The sequence below is a fragment of the Streptomyces sp. NPDC033229 genome, from assembly GCF_055576875.1.
In genome coordinates, this window is sequence record NZ_JBVIQR010000025.1 from 39,612 (window position 1) to 61,294 (window position 21,683).

At 70.9% G+C, this 21,683-nt stretch carries 24 protein-coding genes and 1 pseudogene; 15 read left to right on the top strand and 10 right to left on the bottom strand.

Annotation, left to right across the window (positions count from 1 at the left end):
* The 3 genes from ACZ53N_RS22000 to ACZ53N_RS22010 form a co-directional block, all read left to right on the top strand.
* On the top strand, positions 1-391 hold a 391-nt coding region (locus tag ACZ53N_RS22000), incomplete at its 5' end, for an FG-GAP repeat domain-containing protein (RefSeq protein ID WP_469142521.1).
* Between the two features lie 219 nt (positions 392-610).
* Entirely contained in the window at positions 611-1,156 is a 546-nt protein-coding gene (locus tag ACZ53N_RS22005) for a DUF4232 domain-containing protein (RefSeq protein WP_469142522.1), read from the top strand.
* A gap of 127 nt (positions 1,157-1,283) precedes the next feature.
* On the top strand, positions 1,284-1,817 hold the full coding sequence (locus ACZ53N_RS22010) for a ferritin-like domain-containing protein (protein ID WP_469142523.1): 534 nt from the start codon (positions 1,284-1,286) through the stop codon (positions 1,815-1,817).
* A 28-nt stretch (positions 1,818-1,845) separates the two neighbouring features.
* On the opposite strand, the gene ACZ53N_RS22015 is transcribed toward ACZ53N_RS22010, so the two are convergent.
* From ACZ53N_RS22015 to ACZ53N_RS22025, 3 genes are all read right to left on the bottom strand, one after another.
* Positions 1,846-3,141 carry an MFS transporter gene (locus ACZ53N_RS22015; protein WP_469142524.1) on the bottom strand — a complete coding sequence of 432 codons (1,296 nt, stop codon included), beginning with the start codon at positions 3,139-3,141 and terminating at the stop codon, positions 1,846-1,848.
* Positions 3,142-3,482: 341 nt separating this feature from the next.
* Positions 3,483-4,415, bottom strand: a complete 933-nt coding sequence (locus ACZ53N_RS22020; RefSeq protein ID WP_469142525.1) for an anti-sigma factor RsbA family regulatory protein — start codon at positions 4,413-4,415, stop codon at positions 3,483-3,485.
* Positions 4,412-4,765 carry an STAS domain-containing protein gene (locus tag ACZ53N_RS22025; RefSeq protein WP_469142526.1) on the bottom strand — a complete coding sequence of 118 codons (354 nt, stop codon included), beginning with the start codon at positions 4,763-4,765 and terminating at the stop codon, positions 4,412-4,414. The genes ACZ53N_RS22020 and ACZ53N_RS22025 overlap by 4 nt, the downstream gene beginning before the upstream one ends.
* 204 nt (positions 4,766-4,969) lie before the next feature.
* On the opposite strand from ACZ53N_RS22025, the gene ACZ53N_RS22030 reads away from it, so the two are divergent.
* The 4 genes from ACZ53N_RS22030 to ACZ53N_RS22045 all read left to right on the top strand — a co-directional run bounded on the left by ACZ53N_RS22030 (position 4,970) and on the right by ACZ53N_RS22045 (position 8,099).
* The gene (locus ACZ53N_RS22030) at positions 4,970-5,383 is read left to right on the top strand and encodes an SRPBCC family protein (RefSeq protein WP_469142527.1); all 414 of its coding nucleotides are present in this window, start codon (positions 4,970-4,972) and stop codon (positions 5,381-5,383) included.
* Positions 5,384-5,465: 82 nt separating this feature from the next.
* The gene (locus ACZ53N_RS22035; protein ID WP_469142528.1) at positions 5,466-6,155 is read left to right on the top strand and encodes a PepSY domain-containing protein; all 690 of its coding nucleotides are present in this window, start codon (positions 5,466-5,468) and stop codon (positions 6,153-6,155) included.
* A 248-nt stretch (positions 6,156-6,403) separates the two neighbouring features.
* Positions 6,404-6,967 carry a DUF4142 domain-containing protein gene (locus ACZ53N_RS22040; RefSeq protein WP_469142529.1) on the top strand — a complete coding sequence of 188 codons (564 nt, stop codon included), beginning with the start codon at positions 6,404-6,406 and terminating at the stop codon, positions 6,965-6,967.
* A gap of 163 nt (positions 6,968-7,130) precedes the next feature.
* Positions 7,131-8,099, top strand: coding sequence for a TIGR03557 family F420-dependent LLM class oxidoreductase (locus ACZ53N_RS22045; protein ID WP_469142530.1), 969 nt, complete (start codon positions 7,131-7,133; stop codon positions 8,097-8,099).
* 154 nt (positions 8,100-8,253) lie between these two features.
* On the opposite strand, the pseudogene ACZ53N_RS22050 reads toward ACZ53N_RS22045, so the two are convergent.
* Positions 8,254-9,179: pseudogene (locus tag ACZ53N_RS22050) on the bottom strand (nitroreductase/quinone reductase family protein).
* A 223-nt stretch (positions 9,180-9,402) separates the two neighbouring features.
* On the opposite strand from ACZ53N_RS22050, the gene ACZ53N_RS22055 reads away from it, so the two are divergent.
* From ACZ53N_RS22055 to ACZ53N_RS22080, 6 genes are all read left to right on the top strand, one after another.
* Complete coding sequence (locus ACZ53N_RS22055) at positions 9,403-9,936, top strand: GNAT family N-acetyltransferase (RefSeq protein WP_469142531.1); 534 nt, start codon at positions 9,403-9,405, stop codon at positions 9,934-9,936.
* Between the two features lie 307 nt (positions 9,937-10,243).
* On the top strand, positions 10,244-11,296 hold the full coding sequence (locus ACZ53N_RS22060) for a L,D-transpeptidase (protein ID WP_469142532.1): 1,053 nt from the start codon (positions 10,244-10,246) through the stop codon (positions 11,294-11,296).
* Between the two features lie 95 nt (positions 11,297-11,391).
* Positions 11,392-11,865, top strand: a complete 474-nt coding sequence (locus ACZ53N_RS22065) for a VOC family protein (RefSeq protein ID WP_469142533.1) — start codon at positions 11,392-11,394, stop codon at positions 11,863-11,865.
* Positions 11,866-12,085: 220 nt separating this feature from the next.
* Positions 12,086-12,604 carry a 2Fe-2S iron-sulfur cluster-binding protein gene (locus tag ACZ53N_RS22070; RefSeq protein ID WP_469142534.1) on the top strand — a complete coding sequence of 173 codons (519 nt, stop codon included), beginning with the start codon at positions 12,086-12,088 and terminating at the stop codon, positions 12,602-12,604.
* Positions 12,601-13,617: an FAD binding domain-containing protein gene (locus ACZ53N_RS22075; RefSeq protein WP_469142535.1), complete on the top strand. Its 1,017-nt coding sequence runs from the start codon at positions 12,601-12,603 to the stop codon at positions 13,615-13,617. Before ACZ53N_RS22070 ends, ACZ53N_RS22075 begins: the two co-directional genes overlap by 4 nt.
* The gene (locus tag ACZ53N_RS22080) at positions 13,614-15,692 is read left to right on the top strand and encodes a xanthine dehydrogenase family protein molybdopterin-binding subunit (protein WP_469142536.1); all 2,079 of its coding nucleotides are present in this window, start codon (positions 13,614-13,616) and stop codon (positions 15,690-15,692) included. Before ACZ53N_RS22075 ends, ACZ53N_RS22080 begins: the two co-directional genes overlap by 4 nt.
* Before the next feature lie 49 nt (positions 15,693-15,741).
* On the opposite strand, the gene ACZ53N_RS22085 is transcribed toward ACZ53N_RS22080, so the two are convergent.
* The 4 genes from ACZ53N_RS22085 to ACZ53N_RS22100 form a co-directional block, all read right to left on the bottom strand.
* A complete protein-coding gene (locus ACZ53N_RS22085; RefSeq protein ID WP_469142537.1) occupies positions 15,742-15,927 on the bottom strand; it encodes a hypothetical protein in 186 nt (61 codons plus the stop codon).
* Between the two features lie 96 nt (positions 15,928-16,023).
* Positions 16,024-16,476, bottom strand: coding sequence for an SRPBCC family protein (locus ACZ53N_RS22090; protein WP_469142538.1), 453 nt, complete (start codon positions 16,474-16,476; stop codon positions 16,024-16,026).
* Between the two features lie 172 nt (positions 16,477-16,648).
* Complete coding sequence (locus ACZ53N_RS22095) at positions 16,649-17,485, bottom strand: ATP-grasp domain-containing protein (protein WP_469142539.1); 837 nt, start codon at positions 17,483-17,485, stop codon at positions 16,649-16,651.
* A 55-nt stretch (positions 17,486-17,540) separates the two neighbouring features.
* Positions 17,541-18,314 (bottom strand): class I SAM-dependent methyltransferase, encoded by a 774-nt coding sequence (locus ACZ53N_RS22100; RefSeq protein ID WP_469142540.1) that lies wholly within the window; start codon positions 18,312-18,314, stop codon positions 17,541-17,543.
* On the opposite strand from ACZ53N_RS22100, the gene ACZ53N_RS22105 reads away from it, so the two are divergent.
* Positions 18,313-18,474, top strand: coding sequence for a hypothetical protein (locus ACZ53N_RS22105; RefSeq protein ID WP_469142541.1), 162 nt, complete (start codon positions 18,313-18,315; stop codon positions 18,472-18,474). The genes ACZ53N_RS22100 and ACZ53N_RS22105 overlap by 2 nt on opposite strands.
* 59 nt (positions 18,475-18,533) lie before the next feature.
* Here the strand turns inward: ACZ53N_RS22105 and ACZ53N_RS22110 are convergent, their stop codons facing one another.
* Positions 18,534-19,079, bottom strand: coding sequence for an FHA domain-containing protein (locus ACZ53N_RS22110; protein ID WP_469142542.1), 546 nt, complete (start codon positions 19,077-19,079; stop codon positions 18,534-18,536).
* A 58-nt stretch (positions 19,080-19,137) separates the two neighbouring features.
* The gene (locus tag ACZ53N_RS22115; RefSeq protein WP_469142543.1) at positions 19,138-19,878 is read right to left on the bottom strand and encodes a TetR/AcrR family transcriptional regulator; all 741 of its coding nucleotides are present in this window, start codon (positions 19,876-19,878) and stop codon (positions 19,138-19,140) included.
* Between the two features lie 158 nt (positions 19,879-20,036).
* Here ACZ53N_RS22115 and ACZ53N_RS22120 point away from each other — a divergent pair, with 158 nt between their 5' ends.
* Entirely contained in the window at positions 20,037-21,623 is a 1,587-nt protein-coding gene (locus tag ACZ53N_RS22120) for an MDR family MFS transporter (protein WP_469142544.1), read from the top strand.
* Positions 21,624-21,683: the final 60 nt, after the last annotated feature.

The window sequence follows — 21,683 nt, forward strand, 5'->3', positions numbered from 1 at the left end:
GAAAAACAGAACCGGCACCAACAGCACCGAAGTCCACATCCTCTCCGGCGCCAGCAACTTCCAACGCTTCAACCTCCAGACCGGCACAGCACTCCACGAAACAGACGACTCGTTCGACTTCGCCATAACCGACTGGGACCGAGACACCCGCCCCGACCTCGTCGCCATAAAGAAAAACAGAACCGGCACCAACAGCACCGAAGTCCACATCCTCTCCGGCGCCAGCAACTTCCAACGCTTCAACCTCCAGACCGGCACAGCACTCCATGAGACGGACGGAACGTTCGACTTCTCCGTCGCCGACTGGAACCGTGACGGCCGCCCGGACCTCGTGGCCGTCAAGAAGAGCCGCACGGGGACGAACAGCACCGAGGTGCACATCCTGGGCTGAGTGCCCCGCGCATGTCCCGGACACCGCGTCGGTCCGCTCGCCCCCCAGGGTGCCGAGCGGGCCAGCGTCACGTTCGTTCCGGCGTCCTCCGGGGCGCGAGGTCGGCGCGATTCGCCCGTGTTCGCCCGCGCGCCCGGCGGGTAGGCGGCCAGTTGGCCCGGCGTGCGCCGGGCCGTGCCAGGACGACACATGTCCAGCGCCCGTGGAAAGGACACGCTCGTGATACGTCCCACCACCGCCACACTCGTCGCCACCGCCGCCGCGATCAGCACGGCGCTCGCCGTGGCGGCCGGGGCGGGGGCCGCCCAGGCCGCTCCGGCGGAAGCGTCCGCCCCGCCCGCGGTCGCCACATGCGGCACCTCCGACCTGCGGATCTCCTTCCGCGACCGGCTCGGCGGCGGAATGAACCACGCCGGCGGCACGCTGGAGCTGAGGAACACCTCCGGCCGCCTCTGCGCATTGCGCGGCTATCCGGGGCTGGGGTTGGAGAACGCCCGTCATGCCTCGCTGCCCACCCGCACGGTGCGGGGCAGCACCTGGTACGCGGACGACCCCGGTAACAAGGTCATCCGTCTGCGTCCGGGTGAGGCGGCGCAGGCCAACGTCGCCTGGACCCACTCCGGCACCGAGGCCCGGCGCGCCGACCATCTGCGGGTGACGCCGCCGGGTGCCACGACCTATCGCACCATCGCGCTGGGCGACATCGTCGACCACGGTGAACTCCACGTCACCGCGGTGGCCCACAAGGTCCCCGTGCGCGACTGACCCCCGCCGCCCGTTGCGGCGAACCGGTCATCTTGGGCCGGCCCGCGTGGCTGCGCCCCGCCCCGGGGGAACCCTCATCTTCCCGAGCGCCGGAAGCGGGGCGCGCCGCGAGCAGAGAGGGCTGGGCATGAGCGACGACTTCGTGCTGGATGTCACCAGGATCCGCGAGGACGCACGGCGGAAGATGGAGGCGGGGCCCGTCACCGACTCGTACGGCGTCGACAGCGAACGGGTGATCGACATCCTCAATGACGTCATCGCGACGGAGATGGTGTGCTGGCTGCGCTACACGCGGCACGCCATCTCGGCGACCGGCATCGACCGGGCGCAGGTGGCCGCCGAGTTCACCGAGCACGCGGCGCAGGAGATGCAGCACGCCATGCGGGCGGCCGAGCGCGTCTCCCAGCTCGGTGGCGAGCCGGATTTCGACCCGGCGACCCTGGCCCGGCGTGCGCACACCGACTACACCACCCCGTCGGCGAGCGATCTGAAGGAGATGCTGGAACACAATCTGCTCGCCGAGCGGATCGTCATTTCCAGCTACCAGGAGATCGTCCGCTGGCTGGCGGACCGCGACCCCACCACGCGCCGACTGCTGGAGTCCATCCTCGAGGAGGAAGAGGAGCACGCCGACGACATCCTCGACCTGCTCGGCGCGTGATGCGGTCGCGGCCACCGCAGACCCTCCCTCACGGGTCGTGGTGGGTCCGCGCGGTGTCCGGGGATCCGCCCAACGCCTGACGTGGCACTCTCGGCTCTTCCTGGTCCGGTGCGGCGGCCTCCTGGGCGGGGGGGTCGCGGCGGCGTCGGTCGCCCAGTGCGCCGATGGCGAGGAGGACACAGGCGACGGCCACCCCGGTGAGAAGAGTGAACGTGGGGGTGGTGGAGCTGAGCATGGCACCCGCCAGGGTCGCGCCGCCCGCGTAACCGATGGCGGCGATCGCCCCCATCACCGAGTAGCCGGCGGCCAGTGCGGCGGGCTCCAGTCTCTCGCGCACCGCCATGTGCCGGGTGACCTGGGCGCCGGCGTACAGCACTCCGGCGACCGCCAGCGCGGCCACGATGGCCGCGAGGCAGTGGCCGAGGGCCGCGGACATCACACAGCCCGCGATGCCGAGCACCAGGACGAGCCCTTGCCGCTGGGGGTGGCCCGGCCAGCGCCGAAGCCCGTAGATCATGGCGCCCAGCACGGCGAAGCCCGATTGCATGGTGAGCATGGGGCCCACCCAGCCGATGGGCGCGCCGCACTCCTCCATCAGCGCGGGCAGCGCCAGTTCCGACAGGGCGAACAGGATGAGCGCGGCGGCGCCCGCGAGATAGGCGGGCCAGGCGGGGAGAACGCACCGCAGGAGTGAGGGGCCGGTGCGGGTCGTCTCTTCGGACTCCCATCGCATCGGCAGCGCGCGGAGCGCCTTGGCCGCGGTGAAGGCCAGCAGGGCGGCCACCCACAGGGGGGCGCAGGAGGCGAAATCCAGAGCCAGCCAGCTGACGAGTGCCGGGCCGACGGCCGAGGTGGTGTAGGCCAGCATGGTCTCGGCGCTCAGGACGCGGGGGCGCAGTTGTGCGGGCACCTGGGTGGTGAGCAGCGTGCGCAGACCCGCGGGGCTCGCGGCCGGGGCGGCGCCCGCCAGAGCGGCGAGCGCCGCCAGGAGCACCGGATGAGCGCCCCGCAGCATGCCGAGCGCCGCGAAGGCGACGGCTCCACCGCCGAGCCCGCAGGCCAGCTGGCCGACGACGCGTTTGGGTCGTAGCCGTGGCCCGAGGATTGCCCCGCCCACGACCTCGCCCAGCGTGAACGCCGCGGCGAGAAATGCGCCCAGTGCGTAGCCACCGGGTTCCTCGCGGACGAGGAAGACGCAGGCCAGCGGCATTATGGCGACGGGCAGTCGGGCGGTGGTCATGACCGCCGCCCAGATCAGCAGGGGACGGGTGACGAGTTCGCGGTATCCGGCGGGATGTGCCGGTTCCGAGGCGGTGTGTCCCATGTCCAGACAGTAGGGTCGCAGTCGATCTCCTTGGGGAAATCTGCAGCGGGGGTCGTCTTGTGGGACGCACGAGGGGGACATGAGGGGAAAAGACACCCCGTGCGCATGATCCAGCGCGCGGCGCACTGCTCGTGCGCACGGCGCGCGCGGCAGGGCGCTGGCGCCTCGGGGGCTTGTGCCGCCGACCGGTGTCCGGCGGTCGCCTACCGACCCGTATCAGGACATGACGATATGACGGGTGAACAGCAGGACAAATGCCCCCGGTCCGCGGTTCGGGGGGAGAGGGACCACGAGGCCGGGCCCCTCGACGCCGACGGTGACGGTGCTCGCGTCGTGGCCGGTCAACGCCGGAGGTAGAAGCGAGTGGTGGTGCCCTGCGGACGGGTGTGGGTGCGGACCAGGTCGGTGACGTAGTGAACCATGAGCAGGCCCCGGCCACCGGGCTGGGTCGGCGGGGGCGGACAGCGGCCGGCCAGGGGGGCGCTGATGTGTCCGCCGTCCTCGACCTCGCAGACCAGGTGGTCGCCCTCGGCCCAGACCCGCAGGGTGCCCGCACCGCCGCCGTGCACCACGCTGTTGGTGGTCAGCTCCGCCACCGAGAGTTCCAGATCACTGTGGCGGCCGTCGGGCAGCCCGAACCCCGTGGCGAGTCCGGCGGCGAAGTGCCGGGCGTCGGAGAGGCTCTCCGCGTCGAAGGTGAAGGCGGACACTCCGGGCGGCAGGGGCAGGGGCTCGTTGTACCGGGCGATGACGCGGTCGGGCGCGTAGGCGTCGCTGGTCCGCTCCAGGCCGCCGCTGACGACGACGGGATGGGTGGCCTCGGCATCGGCCAGCACGGCGGCGGACAGCCGGCCGGTGTCGTAGGGGCACAGGATGGTGACGTCGCGTCCCGTGAACGCGTAATTGATCAGCGCCTCGTGCTGCGCGCACGCCGGGTACTCCGCCGCGGTGCGGCCGGCCCAGATCGGCTCTCCGATGATCCGCGCATGACGGCCCTGATGGGCGTCGGCGAACGCGCGCAGGACACGCGGAATGATCCGGCCCGGATTGCGCCCGGCCTGTTGCATGTCGATGAGGCGCACCGAGTCGGCGTGCTCGCCCAGGGCTTCCCGGAGCAGCGTGAGGTTCCTTTCGGGGACGGCCACGGCCACCGGCTCCCCCGCGGCCAGTCCGTCCCGGATGAAGGGCACGGTGGCGGTCAGGTATTCGGTGTCATCGCGGTAGAAGAGGGCAGGGTGTACGAACGCCTCGTCGCTGACCGTCACGCCTGTCATCCCGTTACCTCGATCACCGTCAGATCGGACCAGAACATCTCCAACGCGCGACGCAACGACGGCGGTGGTCCGTGGACGACGATCCGCCGGCCGGCGCGGCCGAGCCGCTGGGCCGTGAGGGCCAGGGCGGAGGTGCCGGCGACGTCGACGAACGTGACGGCCGACAGTTCCAGGTAGGCGTCCCCGCCGGACGAGAGCAGGCCTTCCAACGCGTCCTCCCACTCCGTCTGCGACGTCAGGCTGATCTCGCCCGAGGCGGACATTCCCGGCCGGTCCGCGCAGGGGCGGATGTCGAGAACGCCGCCTCCGGGCGCTTCGTCGCCCGCCCTGACCTCGTGTGGCCCATCCATGGACTCGCCCCCGCCTTCCGCCGCCGGTGGCCAGTATCGCCCACATCCCTTCGTGAGGGGGGTGGCCGGGACACGAAAACCGGCCGCGACCCGTGCGGGGCCGAAGGACGGACCGGTCCGCAGCGAACGGGTGGTTTCGCGCCTCGGGTGCCGTCGACGGGGCAGGCGGGTCAAGGAAGGTTCCGGACCGACGATGGGTGTGGCATGAGCGATTACGAGCGTTCCCGTACGATGCCCGCGCTGCCTGAGCATGTCTTCGATCAGGCGAGCACGGTGAGCCGGCTCGCCAGTTGGCTGCCGTCGGACCTGCATGTGCAGGAGGCGCAGGGGCTCCCGGCCGTGACCGTGCACGAGGACCGCACCGGCGAGGACGCGGCCGCGTTGTTCCGCACGCAGCCGGACCGGCTGCGGCTGGAGTGGGGGACACGGGACAGCTCGAGCTACGCCGGATGGCTCCAGGTCACCGGCGTCGGAGTCGGCGCGAGCGAGGTGACGGTCCATCTGTCCTTCTTCGACGAGCGGCACGATCCCGGTGAGGAGACCGTGCGCACCGCGCTGGAACGGAGTCTGGAGCGCTTGGAGGAGCAGGTGCGCCTCCGCGTCGACAACGCCGGATGAGCCCGCGCACCGCCGCCCACCGTCGGGTGATTCCCCACGGGAGGGGGCATGACCGGGATGAGCCGGGGCAACACGTGTGCCCATGGACGATACCTCCGGATCGGCATCCGACATCCACGGCGGCCCGCGCTCCGGGCGCCGTCGCGGCCCCGTCGCGCTGTGCGGGCTCGCCCTCTCGCTCGCACTGGTGGCGGGGTGCGGTGACGGTGACGGTGACGGCGGCGGGAGCAGCGCCACGTCGTCCACGCCGTCCGCCGACGCGGCGACGGCCACGGGACAGCTCACCGAGGACCAGGCCGAACGCAAGGCACTGGTGCCGGCGGCGGAGGTCGGCTACAAGCGCGCCGCGGACGCCGCGTCGGAGAAGGTCCCCGGCAGCAGGCTGGTCTCCGTGGAGCTGAAGCGCGCCGCCGGGGCGGGTCCCCAGTGGCACACCGAGGTGGCGGCCCCGGACGGCACCGCCCACGTCGTCCGCGTCGACGCCGTCTCCGGAAAGGTCCTCGAGTCCCAGGCGAAGGCGGACCAGGACGACGGGGACAAGCAGGAGCTGGCCGACCGTCTGAGCAAGGCCAAGGTCTCACCGCGGGACGCGGCCGCGACGGCCCTCGGCAGGACCAAGGGCACGGTCACCGCCGTCGAGCTCGACGACACGGACGCCGGCAAGGTCATCTGGTCCGTCGACGTCGTGACGACCGGCGACTGGAACAAGACCACCTTCGACATCGACGCGACCCACCGCAAGATCCTCCGCGAGCACGTCGACCGCGACTGAGGCCGGCGTGCGGGGTGTCGGCACCGGTCAAGGGCACCATCCGGTGAGCCGGACGCCCGTCGACTGAGCCACCCGGGTGCGCCCGCTGCGCCGTTCGCGGGATGCTGCGCGCGCTGGCCCGGCGCGGTGGCAGGCATGTTGTCGCCGGGCCGCCGCATCAGCGACCCGCGTGACCCGGCACCGTACGGCGGCCAGCCCGGCATCCATCGTCGCGCGCGCCGTCAGCCCGAGAACGAACGGAGCAACCCATGCGTATGCGACACCAGCTGGCCACGGCGGTGGCGGTACTGGCCGTGAGCGGTGCGGCCATCAGCCCCGCCCTGGCCACCTGTCCCCGCACCAGTTCGGCCGACGACACCTTCCTGCGCACCGCTCACCGGGGCAATCTGGCCGAGATCGCCACCGCGAAGGACGCCGGCAAGAACGCCACCACGTCCTGTGTGAAGCGGGTCGCCAAGGTGCTGCTCCGCGACCACATGAAGATGGACGACGAGGTGAAGAGGGTGGCGGACAAGGTGGGGACCTCTCTGCCGAGCTCCCCCACCGACGAGCAGAAGAAGCAGCTCGCGCAGCTGCGGGCGAAGGCCCACACCAAGGCGTACGACATCGCATGGCTCAAGGCACAGGCCGCCGGGCACGAGAAGACCCTGGACCTGATCGACCACGAGATCAAGTACGGCCACAACGAGAAGGTCCGGCACCTGGCGAAGAAGCTCCGGCCCACCGTCGCCATGCACCTCGGTCTCGTACAGGGCGGCATCTGTCACGACAGCCACAAGAACCACAAGGCCGCCGCGGGGAACGGCCGATAGACCGCCGTAACCCCTCCCACCCCGGCCGACGCGAGCGGCGACGGCCGGGGGCTCGCCCCGTCATCAACGGCGCCGCCCGGTCATTGCCGCGCGCCGACCGGGGAACGCGTCAGGCGACGGGGGACTCATCGGACATGACGCACGAGCCAAAGGAGTGAGGCAGATGAAGGTCGGCTACAAGCTGGCGACGGAGTCCTTCGGGCCGGGTGAGCTGATCCGGCAGGCCGTGCGGGCCGAGCAGGCCGGCTTCGACTTCGTGGAGATGAGTGACCATTTCCACCCCTGGCTGGACAACCAGGGGCATTCGCCGTTCACCTGGACGGTGCTGGGGGCGATCGCGGTGAAGACCGAGCGGATCGGCCTGGTGACGGGCGTGACCTGCCCGACGGTGCGCTACCACCCGGCGATCATCGCTCAGGCCGCCGCGACGCTCGCCCTGGTTTGTGACGGCCGCTTCACCCTCGGTGTCGGGTCCGGGGAACGGCTCAACGAACACGTCATCGGCCCGGGGTTCGCCGGCTCTGTCCGGGTGCGCCACGAGATGCTCCGCGAAGCGCTGGAGATCATCCGGTCGCTGTGGCGCGGTGGCTACCGCTCCTATGAAGGCAAGCACCTGCGGCTGGAGGACGCGCGGGTCTTCGACCTGCCGGAGCAGCTGCCGCTGATCCCGGTGGCAGCCGGCGGGGCGGCGGCGGCCCGGATCGCGGCCGAGCTCGGGGACGGGCTGTTCGCGACCGAACCGAAGTCGGAGCTCGTCCGGCACTACCGCGAGGCCGGTGGCAGCGGACCGTGTTATGCCGAGGTGCCCATGGCATGGGCGGCCGACGAACACACCGCCGCGAAGGCCGTGCTGGAGACCTCACGCTGGGCTGTGACGGGCTGGAAGGTGATGAGCGAGCTGCCCAACCCGGCCAATTTCGACGCCGCGACGAGCACCGTCCGCGAGGAGGACATCCTCGAGCAGTTCGCCTGCGGCCCGGATCCCGCCCGCTACGTCGAGGCCGCGCAGGGGTACGTCGACGCCGGCTTCGACCACTTGGTCATGCAGAACGCCGGCCCGGACCCGGACGGGTTCATCGACTTCTACCAGCGGGAGCTCGATCATCGGATCCGGGCGCTCGAGCCGAGCTGACGCGTAGCGGTGGGGCTGTTTCCACCGCGAGTCGGGTGGTGACGGGTTCGCCGGCACGGCGCGCCCCTGGGAAAAGGTGGATCCGGACCGATCACCCGGACCCACCCGACGGCCACAAGGGGCGACAGCGGACCGCCACCCCTTGTGTGATCCGTCAGGCGGTCGCGGTGTCGGTCGCGGCGGGCGCCGGGGGGAACGGGATCGGGGCGAGGGCGGGGATCAGCGACTCCTCCTCGTAGTCGAGATGTGCCGTCAGCTCGCGTGCCATGCGGTTCAGCTCGGTGCGGAAGCGCACGGGGTCGGCGCCGCCGATGTCGGCCAGCAAGGCGACCAGCTCGCCCTGGAGGCGTGCGACGGTCCGGTGTTCGTCACGGAGCCGGTCGAGCACGGCTGCCAGATGGGGGTGACGACTGGCGCGTGCGGGGAAGACATACGCGTCCTCACCGGTGTGATGGAACTCCAGGGACTGGCAGAACGCCAGGCAGTGCTGCCGTATCTGCAGTCCCAGCCCGGGCGCAGGGGGTTCGCCGGGCCGGTACGGTCCGCCCGCGCGGCGAAGTGGGCGTCGACCTCGGCGGCCACATGCCGCAGCTGTGCGCGCAGCCAGGTGTGGACCTCCAGGAGCTTGTCGGCGAGGGTGGCGACCTCGCCCGGCCCCTCCCCCGGCTCGATTTCGGTACGCTCCAGCGCCACGACCGGCAGGAGCCGGGTGGTGCGCATCTGGTAGTCGGCGTATCCCGGTTCCACCAGGGCCACTTGCGCGAAGAGGCGGTCGCGCCGCGTGCCTTCGGCGGGCACCGCGATCGCTTCGAACTCCTCGGTGCCGAGCTCCACCCGCACCAGCGGGTGGGCGAGCAGATTGTGGTACCAGGCGGGGTGACGGGGCGCGCCGGCGGCGGAGCCGATGACGAGCAGCAGGCCGCCGACGCGGACGTAACCGAGCGGAACGATGTGCTCCTCTCCCGACTTCGCGCCGGTGGTGGTGAGAAGGAGGAGGTCGCCGCCCTCGAAGGGGCCGCCGACCTTTCCGTCGTTGGCTCGGAACTCCTCGATGACGGATTGGTTGAAGGAGGTGGGCATGCGGTGTCGGATCTCCGGAGCAGTACGCGATTCCACGGTGGCACCGTGGTGAAGGTGGATGACGATGAGGCGCGCGGCACTCGATGCCTCACCCGGAGACGGCGCCGGTCACACCGGAACAGCCGTCGGAAGGCATGGCGGCGATGACGTCACACGGCGGTGCCGGGGCACGGTGGCGCGTCCCGGTTGGCTTTGTCCGCCTCCTGTCGGCAGGATGATCGCCGTGACAGAGATTCGAACGCCCCGACTGATGCTCCGCCGCTGGCGCGAGGACGATCTCGGCCCGATGGCCGACATCAACGCCGATCCGGAGGTCATGCGCTGGGTCGGTGACGGCTCGGTCCGGGACCTGGAGGAGACCGCCGAGGACATCGAGAGGTGGGAGGAGGAGTGGGACGACGAGGGCTTCGGCCTTTTCGCCGTCGAGCTGCTCGCCTCCGGTGAACTGGCCGGGTGCGTCGGTCTTTCCGTCCCCGTCTCGCTGCCCGGGCTGGAGCACGAGGTCCAGATCAGCTGGCGGCTCGGACGGCAGTTCTGGGGCCAGGGTTACGCGTCCGAAGGGGCCCAGGCCACGTTGGAGTTCGCCTTGCAGGAGCGTGGGCTCGACCGTGTCATCAGCGTGTCCCGGCCGGGCGACGACGCCTCTCGGAACGTGCTGCGCAAGCTCGGCATGACGCAGGAGCGCGAGATCACGCATCCCGAGTACGACATCCCGCTGGTCGTCCACTCCATCGATCTCACGGAATTCACCGCGTAGAACCGGCCGTCGGCCGGCGGAGGCGGACACTCCGGTCCAACCGTCGCACAAAGGTTTCTTTCTCCATGCAACCGCACAAGCGCGCAGCTCATCTGTAGAGCTGTGGACGGCGTTTGCCGCCGCGCCGGTGGGTCACCGAGGCCGTGACCCACCGCTCTTGTTCTTGTTGCTGGAAAGGTCGACTGACGTGCACCTCGGATCGAGCCGTCGCTCCGTACTGTTGGTTTCCGCTCTCACGGGCTCGATGATGCTCACCGCGTGCGGGGGCGGCTCCGGTTCCGACGGGGGGTCGGAAGCCAAAATCACCGTGAGTCCGGCGGGCGGCAAGGATGTCGCGCTCGGCTCACCGATAGCGGTGAAGGCGGACGGCGGACGGCTCACCCAGGTGGACGTCAAGGACGACAAGGGCAACAAGGTCACAGGGCAGCTGGCGGCCGACGGTTCCTCCTGGGCCTCGGACGGCAAGGCCGGCCCCCAGACCACGTACACCGTCCGGGCCACGGCCAAGGGCGGCAAGGACGGCAAGGGCAAGGAGTCGTCCTCGACCGCCACCTTCACCACACGGCAGGCGCCGACGGTCAACAAGCTCACCAACACGCCGAGCAACGGGCAGACCGTCGGTACGGGCATGCCGGTCTCGATCCTCTTCGACAAGCCGGTGGACGACAGCAAGCGGGCCGAGATCGAGAAGTCCCTGAAGGTCACCACCCAGCCGAAGGTGGAAGGCTCCTGGGGGTGGGTCAAGGACTACTCGGGCCAGGACCGGATCGACTGGCGGCCCAAGACCTACTGGCCGAGCGGGACCAAGGTCTCCGTGAACGGCTCGCTGTCCGGAATCAACTCCGGTGAGGGCGGTTGGTTCGCGCGGAACTACAACTTCGGCTTCACCATAGGCGCCGACCGCAAGGCCGTCATCGACGTCCCCGGCCACACCCTGACCATGTACGAGGACGGCAAGCCCATCGGCGACATCAAGGGGTCGGCGGGCTCCCCCACCGACCCCACGCGCGGCGGCATCCACACGGTACGCAGCAAGAACGCCGCGGAGACCATGGACTCGGCCACCATCGGATACGGCAAGCAGTGGATGCTGGACGCGAAGTGGGTGACCCATCTGACCGCCTCCGGGACCTTCCTGCACTCGGCGCCCTGGAACAACTCCATCGGCGTGGAGAACAACAGCCACGGCTGCTTCGGCATGACCACCAGTGACGCCAAGAGGGCCTACGACTTCCTGTCCATCGGCTCCACCGTCGAGGTCAAGGGCACCACCAGCACCAAGAAGACGGATGTCGGCAACGGCCTGGAGGTCTGGCAGGAGAACTGGGAGCAGTGGCAGCAGCGCAGCGCGCTGAAGTGACACCATCCCGGCGCGCGCGGTAGCGACGGTGTCCGTCCGGTGCCACGGTGGAAAGAGGCATCAGGGCCGTAACGCCGACGACTCAGGAGAGTGTCATGCCCCGGATCACCCCCAGCCTCTGGTTCGACACCCAGGGCAAGGAGGCCGCCGAGTTCTACGTCTCGGTGTTCCCGAACTCCGAGATCAGGCATGTCACCTTCTACGGCGAGGCCGGCCCACGGCCGGCCGGCACCGTCATGACCGTCGAGTTCGCTCTCGACGGTCAGCCGTACACCGCGATCAACGGCGGCCCCGAGTTCACCTTCGACGAGGCGATCTCGTTCCAGATCGACTGCGCCGATCAGGACGAGGTCGACTACTACTGGGCCAAGCTCTCCGAGGGGGGTGAGGAGGGCCCGTGCGGTTGGGTGAAGGACAAGTACGGGCTGTCCTGGCAGGTCGTCCCCGCTGTCCTGGAGGAGTTGCTGGCCGATCCCGACGAGGGGCGCTCCCAGCGGGCCATGAAGGCCATGCTGGGCATGAAGAAGCTCGATGTGGCCGCGCTCCGGGCCGCCGCCGAGCAGGCGTAGCCGGAGGTCGGAAGGGTGCGGCCCCGGGGCTGCCGCGAGGCGGGCCGAATGGGTGTCGTCCCTCCCCGGTGCGTTTACGCGCGCCGGGGAACCGGGGACCTCGTCACGGTGCTGATGGGACACCAGCGAAAGGCGAGGCACCGTGGCAACGCACCCCGCCCCCGACCGGCCCCCCGGTCCGGGCCGGTCCGGCGATCCTGACCGGACTACCACCTCGACAGTGATCCTCCGGGTCAACGGCGTGCCCCGGCGGCTGACCCTCGACAACCGGACGACCGTGCTCGACGCCCTGCGCGAGCACCTGGACCTCACCGGTGCCAAGAAGGGGTGCGATCACGGACAGTGCGGGGCGTGCACCGTGCTGGTCGACGGGCGGCGTATGAACAGTTGCCTGTTGCCGGCGGTCGCGTACGACGACGCCGAGATCACGACCGTTGAAGGACTGGCGGGATTGGCGGGGCAGGCCGGTGACGGGTTGCATCCGCTCCAACGGGCTTTCGTCGACCGCGACGGATTCCAGTGCGGCTACTGCACCCCGGGGCAGCTCTGCTCGGCGGTCGGGGCGATCTCCGAGGCCGCGGCGGGTCATCCCTCGTACGTCACCCCCCTGACGGATGGTCCTCCCGGCCCGGCCGTCCCCCTCTCCCCCGACGAGATCCGTGAGCGGATGAGCGGCAATCTGTGCCGGTGCGGTGCGTACCCGAACATCGTCGGCGCGATCGAGGACGTGACGCGGTGAGGAGGTTCGCCTACACACGCGCCGAGGACGTGGACGCGGCGATCGCGGCCCTGGCCGACTGCCCTGACGGTGTGTTCCTCGGCGGCGGTACGAACCTGGTCGACCTGATGAAGCTGGGCGTGGTGTCCCCCGGTCTGCTGGTGGACGTCAGCAGGCTGCCCCTCGCGGAGATCCGGGAGACGGCGGGCGGCGGCCTGTGGATCGGCGCGGGCGTCCGCAACAGCGACCTCGCCGCCCACCCGGCCGTACGCACCCGCTACCCGGCGCTGTCCCAGGCGGTGCTGGCGGGCGCGTCCGGCCAGCTCCGCAACGCCGCCACCACGGGCGGGAACCTGCTCCAGCGCACCCGCTGCCTGTACTTCCAGGACGTCGGAAAGCCGTGCAACAAGCGCGTTCCGGGCAGTGGCTGCCCGGCCCGCGAGGGTGTCCACCGTGACCTCGCCGTGCTCGGCCATTCCGAGGCCTGTGTGGCCACGCATCCGTCCGACATGGCCGTGGCTCTCGCGGCGCTCGACGCCGTCGTGCACCTGCGGGGACCGGAGGGCGAGCGGACGGTCGACCTCACGGACTTCCACCGGCTGCCCGGCGACGAACCCCACCTGGACACGGTCATCCGCCACGGCGAGCTGGTCCTCGCCGTCGAGCTGCCGCCCCCGCCGACGGGCGGCTCCGGATACCGCAAGGTGCGCGACCGCGCCTCGTTCGCCTTCGCCCTCGTCTCCGTCGCGGCCGCGCTCGATGTGCGCGAGGGCACCGTCCACGACGTTCGGCTGGCGTTCGGCGGTCTCGCCCACAAGCCGTGGCGGGCCCGCGCGGCGGAGGACGCGCTGCGGGGGGCCCGGGCCACCGAGGAGTCCTTCACCCGGGCCGCCGACGCCGAGCTGGCGGCCGCGGAGCCACTGCGCGACAACGCCTTCAAGGTGCCCCTCGCGCGCCATCTGGCCGTGCGCGTCCTCAGCGGACTCGCCGGTCTCGGCGGCACCGCCGCAGTCACCGAGGGGACCACCTCATGAGCACCACGAGTACGCCCGGCCCGGTACGCGTCGAAGGGCGCGAGAAGGTCACCGGGGCGGCCCGGTACGCCGCCGAACACACCCCGCCCGGCACCGCCTACGCCTGGCCGGTTCCCGCCACGATCGCCCGGGGGCGCATCGTCTCGGTCGACGCGGGGCGGGCGATGGACGAGCCCGGGGCCCTCGCCGTCCTGACCCACGAGAATGCCCCGCGGCTGAAGGACGTGGACGACGCAACCCTGCTCGTCCTGCAGAACGACCGCGTGCCGCACCGCGGCTGGTACGTCGCGCTGGCGGTCGCCCGCAGCCTGGAGGCCGCGCGCGCCATGGCCGCCGCGGTGGAGGTCACGTACGCGGCCGAGGACCACGACGCCGCGCTGACCCCCCACCACCCGGGCCTCTACACCCCCGACGAGGCCAACGGCGGCTTTCCCGGCAGTCGCGAGTGGGGCGACTTCGACGCGGCGTACGCGCGGGCCGCCGTGCGCGTCGATGCCACGTACACCATGACCGGTCTGCACAACCACCCCATGGAACCGCACGCCACGAGCGCCCGGTGGGAGGGCGACCACCTCTTCGCCCACGACTCCAGCCAGGGCGCCACCACCGTCCAGCAGACACTGGCCGCGCTCTTCGGCATGGACACGGAGCGGATCACCGTCGTCTCCGAGCACGTGGGCGGCGGCTTCGGCTGCAAAGGCACGCCCCGCCCGCAGGTGGTCCTGGCCGTGATGGCCGCCCGGCACACCGGGGTACCCGTCAAGCTCGCGCTGCCGCGGGCGCAGCTCGCGGCCGTCGTCGGTCATCGACCGCCAGTCGTCCAGCGCCTCCGGCTCGGCGCGGGCGAGGACGGGACGATCAGCGCCCTCGCGCACGAGGTCACCACTCAGACCTCCACCGTCCGGCAGTTCGTGGAACAGGCCGCCACCCCCTCGCGGACCATGTACGTCTCGCCGCACAGCCGGACCACCCACCGGGTCGTCGAGCTCGACGTCCCCAGTCCGTCCTGGATGCGGGCCCCGGGCGAGGCCTCGGGGATGTACGCGCTGGAGTGCGCGATGGACGAACTCGCCTGCGCCACCGGGGTGGACCCCGTCGAACTGCGGGTGCGCAACGACACGGCGACCGAGCCGGACAGCGGGAAACCGTTCAGCAGCCGACACCTGGTGGAGTGTCTGCGGGAGGGCGCGCGGCGCTTCGGCTGGCACGAGCGTGATCCGCGCCCCCGCTCACGCGCCGAGGGCCGCCAGCTCATCGGTATCGGCGTGGCCTCCTCCTGCTATCCCGTCTACGTGGCGCCCTCGTCGGCGGAGGTGCGGGTGGACGGGGCCGGCCGCTATTGCGTACGGGTCAACGCCACGGACATCGGTACGGGCGCCCGTACCGTGCTGGCGCAGATCGCGGCCGAGGCGCTCGCCGTGCCGATGGACCGCGTCGCGGTCGAGATCGGCAGCAGTGCCCTGCCCGCCGCCCCGCTCGCCGGGGGTTCCTGCGGGACCGCCTCCTGGGGGTGGGCGGTGCACAAGGCCTGCCGGGCCCTGGTGGACCTGATCGGCGAGCACGGGGGGACGCCCCCGCCCGGCGGTCTGACGGCCACCGCCGACACCTCGGACGACATCGAGTCCGAGCCGCCGTACGCGAAGTCCTCCTTCGGCGCGCAGTTCGCCGAGGTGCGGGTCGACGCCGACACCGGCGAGATCCGCGTCCGCCGTCTCCTGGGCGTCTTCGCCGCGGGCCGGATCCTCAACGCCCGTACCGGGCGCAGTCAACTCATCGGCGGGATGGTGATGGGGGTGGGAATGGCGCTCCTCGAAGGCAGCACCCTGGACACCCGGTTCGGTGACTTCGCCGAGCGCGACCTCGCCGCGTACCACGTGCCGGCCTGCGCGGACATCCGCGACATCGAGGCGCACTGGATCGACGAGCACGACCCTCATCTGAACCCCATGGGCAGCAAGGGCATCGGCGAGATCGGCATCGTGGGCACGGCCGCGGCGATCGCCAACGCGGTGCACCACGCGACGGGCGTACGCGTCCGCGACCTGCCTCTCCACCCGGAGAAGCTGCTTGTCTGACGGTGTTCGCCGACTCGGCCCCCGGCCCGTTCACGGGTCCAGGGGGCGCTTACCTACCGCTCTTGCCCTCTCCCGGGGCGGTCCCCTCCTCCCCCGCGGCCTCCTCGGCCGGCGGAGCCTCCGCCTCGCGCCACTCCTGGGCGCGCGTCGGCCTCCCGGAGCGGGTCAGGCCTTGCACCTCTTTCTTCAGTTCGTCGTCCCGCTTGGCGCCGTGCTTGCTGCTTCCCCGGTCCATCGTTCCTCCTGATCACCGCTTGCCCGTGGGCCCGGCCCGCCGTGGCGGAAGGCCGAGCCATCGAGTACCCGGCCCTCCTTGACGCAAACCGGCGGGTCAGACGACGGTGCCCCGCCACTGGCCGGACTCGGTGCCACGGGACTCGATGAAGGTCTTGAAGCGCTCCAGATCGTCCTTGGCCTGGCGGCGGACGAAGCCGAGCTTGTCGCCGACGGTGTCGACGATGCCTTCGGGGGCGTGGTCGAACTGCAGCATGACCTTGGTGCGTGCCGGGTCGAGGCGGTGGAAGGTGACCACACCTGCCTGACGGACCTCGCCGGACACGCTCGTCCAGGCCACGCGCTCGTCAGGGATCTGTTCCGTGATCTCGGCGTCGAATTCCCGGGTGACGCCGTCGATCTTCGTCACCCAGTGGGTGAGGGTCGGCGTGCGCTGTTCGATCCGCTCGACGCCCTTCATGAACCGGGGGAAGTCCTCGAACTGGGTCCACTGGTTGTAGGCCGTGGTGACCGGAACGGCGACCTCGACGGACTCCTCGATCTGTGACATGACGTCTCCTCCTCGGTGAATCGGACTCGGTGAGTCGGGCGAAAAGATCGGTCCCCCAGCGGGTGCCCGCGATTCCGCTTCTCAAGGCATCGGATCTCGAGCGCATCAAAAACGGCCTCAGAAAAGGCAAACGGGAAAGGCAACGTCGTTCTCCGTGCCGCCGGGGCGGCGGTCAGGGCGTGCGTCGAGCAGGCGGGCGGGCGTCGCCGCGGTTCCGGCAGAACGGGCGGTCCCGGTCGGCGATCCGTGCCCGTGGACCGGCCGCACGCAGGACGACGTCCAGGGCCCGGTCGGGGTCGGCGGCGTAGCAGTCGCTGAACCACGCCATGTTCGCCTCGACGACCGCCCAGTCCGAGCCCGCGCCGTTTTCGGGGGTCGTCAGCAGGCCGACGTCCACCACGACCGCGCTGGGCAGGCTGTCACCACAGGTGGCCAGCAGGTCGTCGGCGAACTCCAGGACGGCGTCGCGATGGTGGTGTCCGTCAAGGGGCACGGAATCGGAACGGCCGTAGGTGGCGTACTGCGAACCCGTACGGACCTCGCCGTCCAGGACGAACAGCCGGAACTCCACCGCCCAGGTCACCACGTCGCTGATCAGCACCGGCGATTCCGGTGGCAGCTCCGGGCCCTCGGGCAGGGAGCCGCCGGTGTCGTGGACGGCGGCCCGGAAGCTCTTGTCGCTGGGCGGCTTGACGAAGGCGGGCTCGGACAGACGGCGTGCCTCGCCCAGGGTCGACGTGGTGATGTGCCGTCGGGTGTACGCGTGGGGCAGGCCGGCCAGCCAGTCGTCGTCCGGTTCGAGAAGGGCGACGGCGAGTTCGTCGACGACGCCCGCCGCGAACACGGGGCCGCCGTAGTAGTGCCCGCCGTTCTCCTCCGCCGTCGTGTCTGCCACACCGCCGCGGGCGGGGAGGAGCTCGACGCCCATGCCCCGCCGCCGGGCGGAGGACGCGAGCAGTTCGCGGGTCGGGGTGTACTGCGGCGCCAGCGCCAGGAAACCGTGCTTCACGATCGCCGACGATCGCACCGATGGCGCCGGGGCGTCCACCTCATCGCGCGGGCGGTCACGGCCTGCCGCCCCGGGACGGGCCGCTGGTGCGCGCGACGCTGAGGCTGACCGTATAGCTCTCCTCCACCATGCCGTCCGGGAAGAGGCCGGTCAGGCGGTCGCGCTCGGCGGCGAGGAAGGCGTCGGCGGCTTCGCTACCGATGACGAGGAAGGCGGAATGGCTGCCGAGATTGCCCAGATGAACGTCGATCGGCACGCGGCGGGACCAGTGCACCTGGCGGTTGACGAGGCCGAGCCCGGTCGGCGGGAGGCGCAGGTGCACGGGAGCGAACCGGGTGCTCTCGGCCTCGCCGAAGAAGTGGCGCAGACGGATGGCCTGGTCGGCGATCCACGGGACGGCGGTGTCGAAATCGTTCCACCAGAGGGCGAGCGCGCCGCCGGGGCGCAGGACGCGGAGCGCTTCGGGGACCGATCGGCTCCGGTCCGTCCAGTGCCAGGCCTGGGCGTAGGTGAGGAAGTCGACGGAGGCGGAGGCCAGCGGCAGGTGGTCGCCGTCGCCGCGCACGACCGGCACGTCGGGGAGGGCCCGGCGGAACTGTGCCGCCATGCCGTCACCGGGCTCGACGGCGACGACGTCGGCGCCGCGGGCTCGCAGAAGGCGGGTGGCGATGCCGGTGCCCGCCCCGACGTCCGCGACGCGGGCCCCGGCGAGCGGGCGCCCGGCAAGCTCCTCGACGGCGTCCAGGAGGGCGGGCGGATAGGAGGGGCGGTGCGCCGCGTAGCGGGCGGCGGCCGCGTCGAAGGAACGGGCACGCGAGGAGGTCGTCATGGCGGACATCGTCGTCCGTCCGGGGCCCGACGGCACCCCACTTGGACCGATCGCGTCGATGAGTGGGGATTACGAGGCCATGAACAAGGAGGGAGTCCTGAGGGAGGGAGACATGCTGTGCACGATGACCTCGAAGGAGAACCTCATTCAGGCACGCTGACGCTGTGGAAGCCGCCCGCCTGACCGCCGGGCGGGACCGGCTCACGCAAGCGGGTCGGCTCACGCGGACAGACGGAAGTGAAGGCTGCCGAAGGCGACGTGGTCGCCCGGACGGACGCACACGGTGCCGGCGATGCGGAGGCCGTTGACGTACGTGCCGTTGCGTGAGCCCAGGTCGGACAACCGCCAGGAGTCGCTCACATAACGCAGTTCGGCATGCCGACGGGAGACCGTGTCGTGGTCGAAGCGCAGATCCGACAGCGGGGAACGGCCGATGCAGAGCGGCTTCGGGTCCGGTGCGGGAAGGCGCAGTCCGGGCAGGCGTGCCAGGTGCCGGGCCTCGCGCAGACGGACCCCGAGGGCCGAGAAACGCGCCACCGCGCGGACGATGGCGTCCGAGAGGCTTCTGCGGGCCGGCAGATCGGCCACGATGACGTCGATCTCGGTCCGGCTGCGGGCGGTGAGGACGATCTGCATGCGGTGCATGAACGTGTCGTGCGAGAGCCGGCCCTCGCCGGTGCCGGCCCGCAGCACCTCGAGCGCCCGGTCGCGCTCCGCCTCCGACGGTCGCCGGCTCACCTGCGTACGGAAATCGGGAGACGTCATGGGGTGATTGTCGGCCCACCCCGCCCCCGGTGTCCACAGGCGATCAGACGGGCTGCGGTCAGCCCCCCATGCGGGCCGCGATGCCGTCCAGGACGTAGTCCAGGCCGGTTTCGAAGCGCCACTGCGCGTCGTCCTTACGGCGGGCTCCCCGGGCGTAGCGCTGGAAGGCGGGATAGCGGCCGGTGCTCATGAGCCACATCATCTGGGGAGCCAGCGCCGTCCTCACCTCGTGGCCGCTGGACCAGCCCTGACCCTCCATCAGCTGCCGTAGGGCGATCTCGGAGTGGGTGCTGCCGTAGGTGTACGCGGAGACGGTTTGCAGCACGGACATCATCGTGTCGGCGTCCAGGCCCAGGCCGTCGAGGGCTGCCAGGGCCCGCTCCGTCACGGCCATCCGGTTCGGGGTCAGCTCGAGCACCGTCTGCGGTTCGGAGAGCCGGGTGAGCCAGGGGTGTTCGAGCATCAGGGCCCGTGTGTTGAGGGCGAGCGCGCGCATGCTCTGCCGCCAGTCGGTGGCGGCGGGGACCTCCAGCTCTCCGTAGACGTGGTCGACCATCAGCGCCAGGACGTCGTCCTTGCCCGACACGTAACGGTAGGCGGCCATCGGCGCGACCCCCAGGGCGGTGGCGAGCCGCCGCATGGTGACGGCGTCGAGACCTTCGGTGTCGGCGATGCCGACGGCCACGGTGGCGATCCGATGAGGCGTCAGGGCTGCTGCCCGTGGGGTGGGCGAGGGGCGTTCGAGCCGCTCCCAGAGGGAGACCGGGGCCTCTTCCTCGCCCTTCTTCCGGTCGGTCACGGGTCGGGCTCCTTAGCTGGTGTGTGTACATCGTATCTCCAGTAGACAGCGTACACAGCGGTGTGTACGTTGTACGCGACTCGATACGACGTACACGGCGAGGCCTGACGTACTCACGTCACGGCCTCGGCCGCCCATCACTGCCAGGGGGATCAGCGATGCACGAACACGACGTCCACAGTCCGACACAGGAGACGGAACGGGACGAACCACCGGCACGCCGCATCTACTTCGGCGTGTTCGGCCTGATGCTCGGCATGTTCCTGGCCATGCTGGACGGCCTGATCGTGGGCACGGCGCTGCCCACGATCGTCGGCGAGCTCGGCGGACTGAACCACTTGTCCTGGGTGGTGACGGCCTATCTGCTCACCACTGCCGCCACCACCCCCATCTGGGGCAAGCTCGGCGACCTCTACGGCCGTAAGGGCGCCTTCATGACCGCCGTCGTACTCTTCCTGACCGGCTCGATGCTCGCCGGGCTCGCGCGGGACATGGGCCAGCTCATCGCGTTCCGCGCCGTACAGGGCATCGGGGCGGGCGGGCTGATGGTCGGCGCCCTGTCGATCATCGGCGTGCTGGTGCCGCCGAGGGAGAGCGGCCGTCTGCAGTCGATGATCGGCGCGATGATGCCGGTCGCCTTCATCGGCGGCCCGCTGGTCGGCGGCTTTCTCACCGACCACCTGAGCTGGCGCTGGACCTTCTACGTGAACGTGCCCATCGGAGCCGCCGCCCTGCTGATCGTGGGCAGCGGGATCCGGCTGCGCACCGAGCGGATCAAGGCCCGGATCGACTACGCCGGAGCGGGCCTGCTCACCGCCGGGATCCTGGCGCTGACGCTGCTCGCCAGCTGGGGTGGCACCAGCTACGCCTGGTCCTCGCCGGTCATCCTCGCCCTGGGTGCCGTCAGTGTCCTCACGCTGGCCGGGTTCGTGTACACCGAGCGGCGTGCCGAGGAGCCGGTCATCCCGCCCCGGCTGTTCGGCGACCGCAACTTCACCCTGGCCCAGATCCTCAGCTTCCTCATCGGAGCGGTGATGCTCTCGGTGACGAACTACCTTCCGCAGTACATGCAGTTCGTGCAGGGCACGTCCCCGACGGCCAGCGGCATGCTGCTGCTCCCGCTGATGTTCGGCATGCTCGGCGCCCAGCTCACGACGGGCCGTCTCGTCAGCCGCAACGGCCGCTACCGCGTCTACCCGATCCTCGGTGGTGCCGCCATGACCGTGGGCTCGCTCCTCCTGCTGCTGCTCGACGTCGACACCGGTACGGCCGTGGCTTCCGCGCTCACCCTCGTCACCGGGCTCGGCATGGGCCTGCTGATGCAGAGCACCATGCTCATCACCATGAACAGCGCCGACCCCCGTGACATGGGTGCCGCCAGCGGAACAGTCACGTTGATGCGCACCATCGGCGGCTCACTCGGCATCGCGCTGCTCGGTGCCGTCTACGCGAGCCGTATGGAGGCGAGCCTGGCCGGGAAGCCCGGCTCCGAGGCCGGGCATCGGGCGGCTTCCGGAGCCGGTGACGTGACTCCGGCCCTGGTGCGGGACATGGCCGCTCCCGTCCGCGACGCCTACCGGGCCGCCGTCACCAGTGGTCTGCACGGCATCCTCGTCGGTGCCGCCGTCGCGTCGGTGATCGCCTTCGCGACCGCCTGGTTCATCCGTGAGGTCCCCCTGCGCGGCGACTCCCCGGCCGAGGACCGCACCCCTGAGGAGGCCGCCCACCGTCCGACGACCGGATAAGGCCGGTCCGCGGTCGGCGTCCCGGGGCCATCGGGCCCCTGGGCGGTCTTATTTGATTGG

What these genes read in the sequence shown, in the direction of transcription:
- ACZ53N_RS22010 (WP_469142523.1), top strand. Translation starts at nt 1,284, where the DNA reads ATGAGCGACGACTTCGTGCTGGATGTCACCAGGATCCGCGAGGACGCA.
- ACZ53N_RS22015 (WP_469142524.1), bottom strand. Translation starts at nt 3,141, where the DNA reads ATGGGACACACCGCCTCGGAACCGGCACATCCCGCCGGATACCGCGAA.
- ACZ53N_RS22020 (WP_469142525.1), bottom strand. Translation starts at nt 4,415, where the DNA reads ATGACAGGCGTGACGGTCAGCGACGAGGCGTTCGTACACCCTGCCCTC.
- ACZ53N_RS22025 (WP_469142526.1), bottom strand. Translation starts at nt 4,765, where the DNA reads ATGGATGGGCCACACGAGGTCAGGGCGGGCGACGAAGCGCCCGGAGGC.
- ACZ53N_RS22030 (WP_469142527.1), top strand. Translation starts at nt 4,970, where the DNA reads ATGAGCGATTACGAGCGTTCCCGTACGATGCCCGCGCTGCCTGAGCAT.
- ACZ53N_RS22035 (WP_469142528.1), top strand. Translation starts at nt 5,466, where the DNA reads ATGGACGATACCTCCGGATCGGCATCCGACATCCACGGCGGCCCGCGC.
- ACZ53N_RS22040 (WP_469142529.1), top strand. Translation starts at nt 6,404, where the DNA reads ATGCGTATGCGACACCAGCTGGCCACGGCGGTGGCGGTACTGGCCGTG.
- ACZ53N_RS22045 (WP_469142530.1), top strand. Translation starts at nt 7,131, where the DNA reads ATGAAGGTCGGCTACAAGCTGGCGACGGAGTCCTTCGGGCCGGGTGAG.
- ACZ53N_RS22065 (WP_469142533.1), top strand. Translation starts at nt 11,392, where the DNA reads ATGCCCCGGATCACCCCCAGCCTCTGGTTCGACACCCAGGGCAAGGAG.
- ACZ53N_RS22080 (WP_469142536.1), top strand. Translation starts at nt 13,614, where the DNA reads ATGAGCACCACGAGTACGCCCGGCCCGGTACGCGTCGAAGGGCGCGAG.
- ACZ53N_RS22085 (WP_469142537.1), bottom strand. Translation starts at nt 15,927, where the DNA reads ATGGACCGGGGAAGCAGCAAGCACGGCGCCAAGCGGGACGACGAACTG.
- ACZ53N_RS22090 (WP_469142538.1), bottom strand. Translation starts at nt 16,476, where the DNA reads ATGTCACAGATCGAGGAGTCCGTCGAGGTCGCCGTTCCGGTCACCACG.
- ACZ53N_RS22105 (WP_469142541.1), top strand. Translation starts at nt 18,313, where the DNA reads ATGGCGGACATCGTCGTCCGTCCGGGGCCCGACGGCACCCCACTTGGA.
- ACZ53N_RS22100 (WP_469142540.1), bottom strand. Translation starts at nt 18,314, where the DNA reads ATGACGACCTCCTCGCGTGCCCGTTCCTTCGACGCGGCCGCCGCCCGC.
- ACZ53N_RS22110 (WP_469142542.1), bottom strand. Translation starts at nt 19,079, where the DNA reads ATGACGTCTCCCGATTTCCGTACGCAGGTGAGCCGGCGACCGTCGGAG.
- ACZ53N_RS22120 (WP_469142544.1), top strand. Translation starts at nt 20,037, where the DNA reads ATGCACGAACACGACGTCCACAGTCCGACACAGGAGACGGAACGGGAC.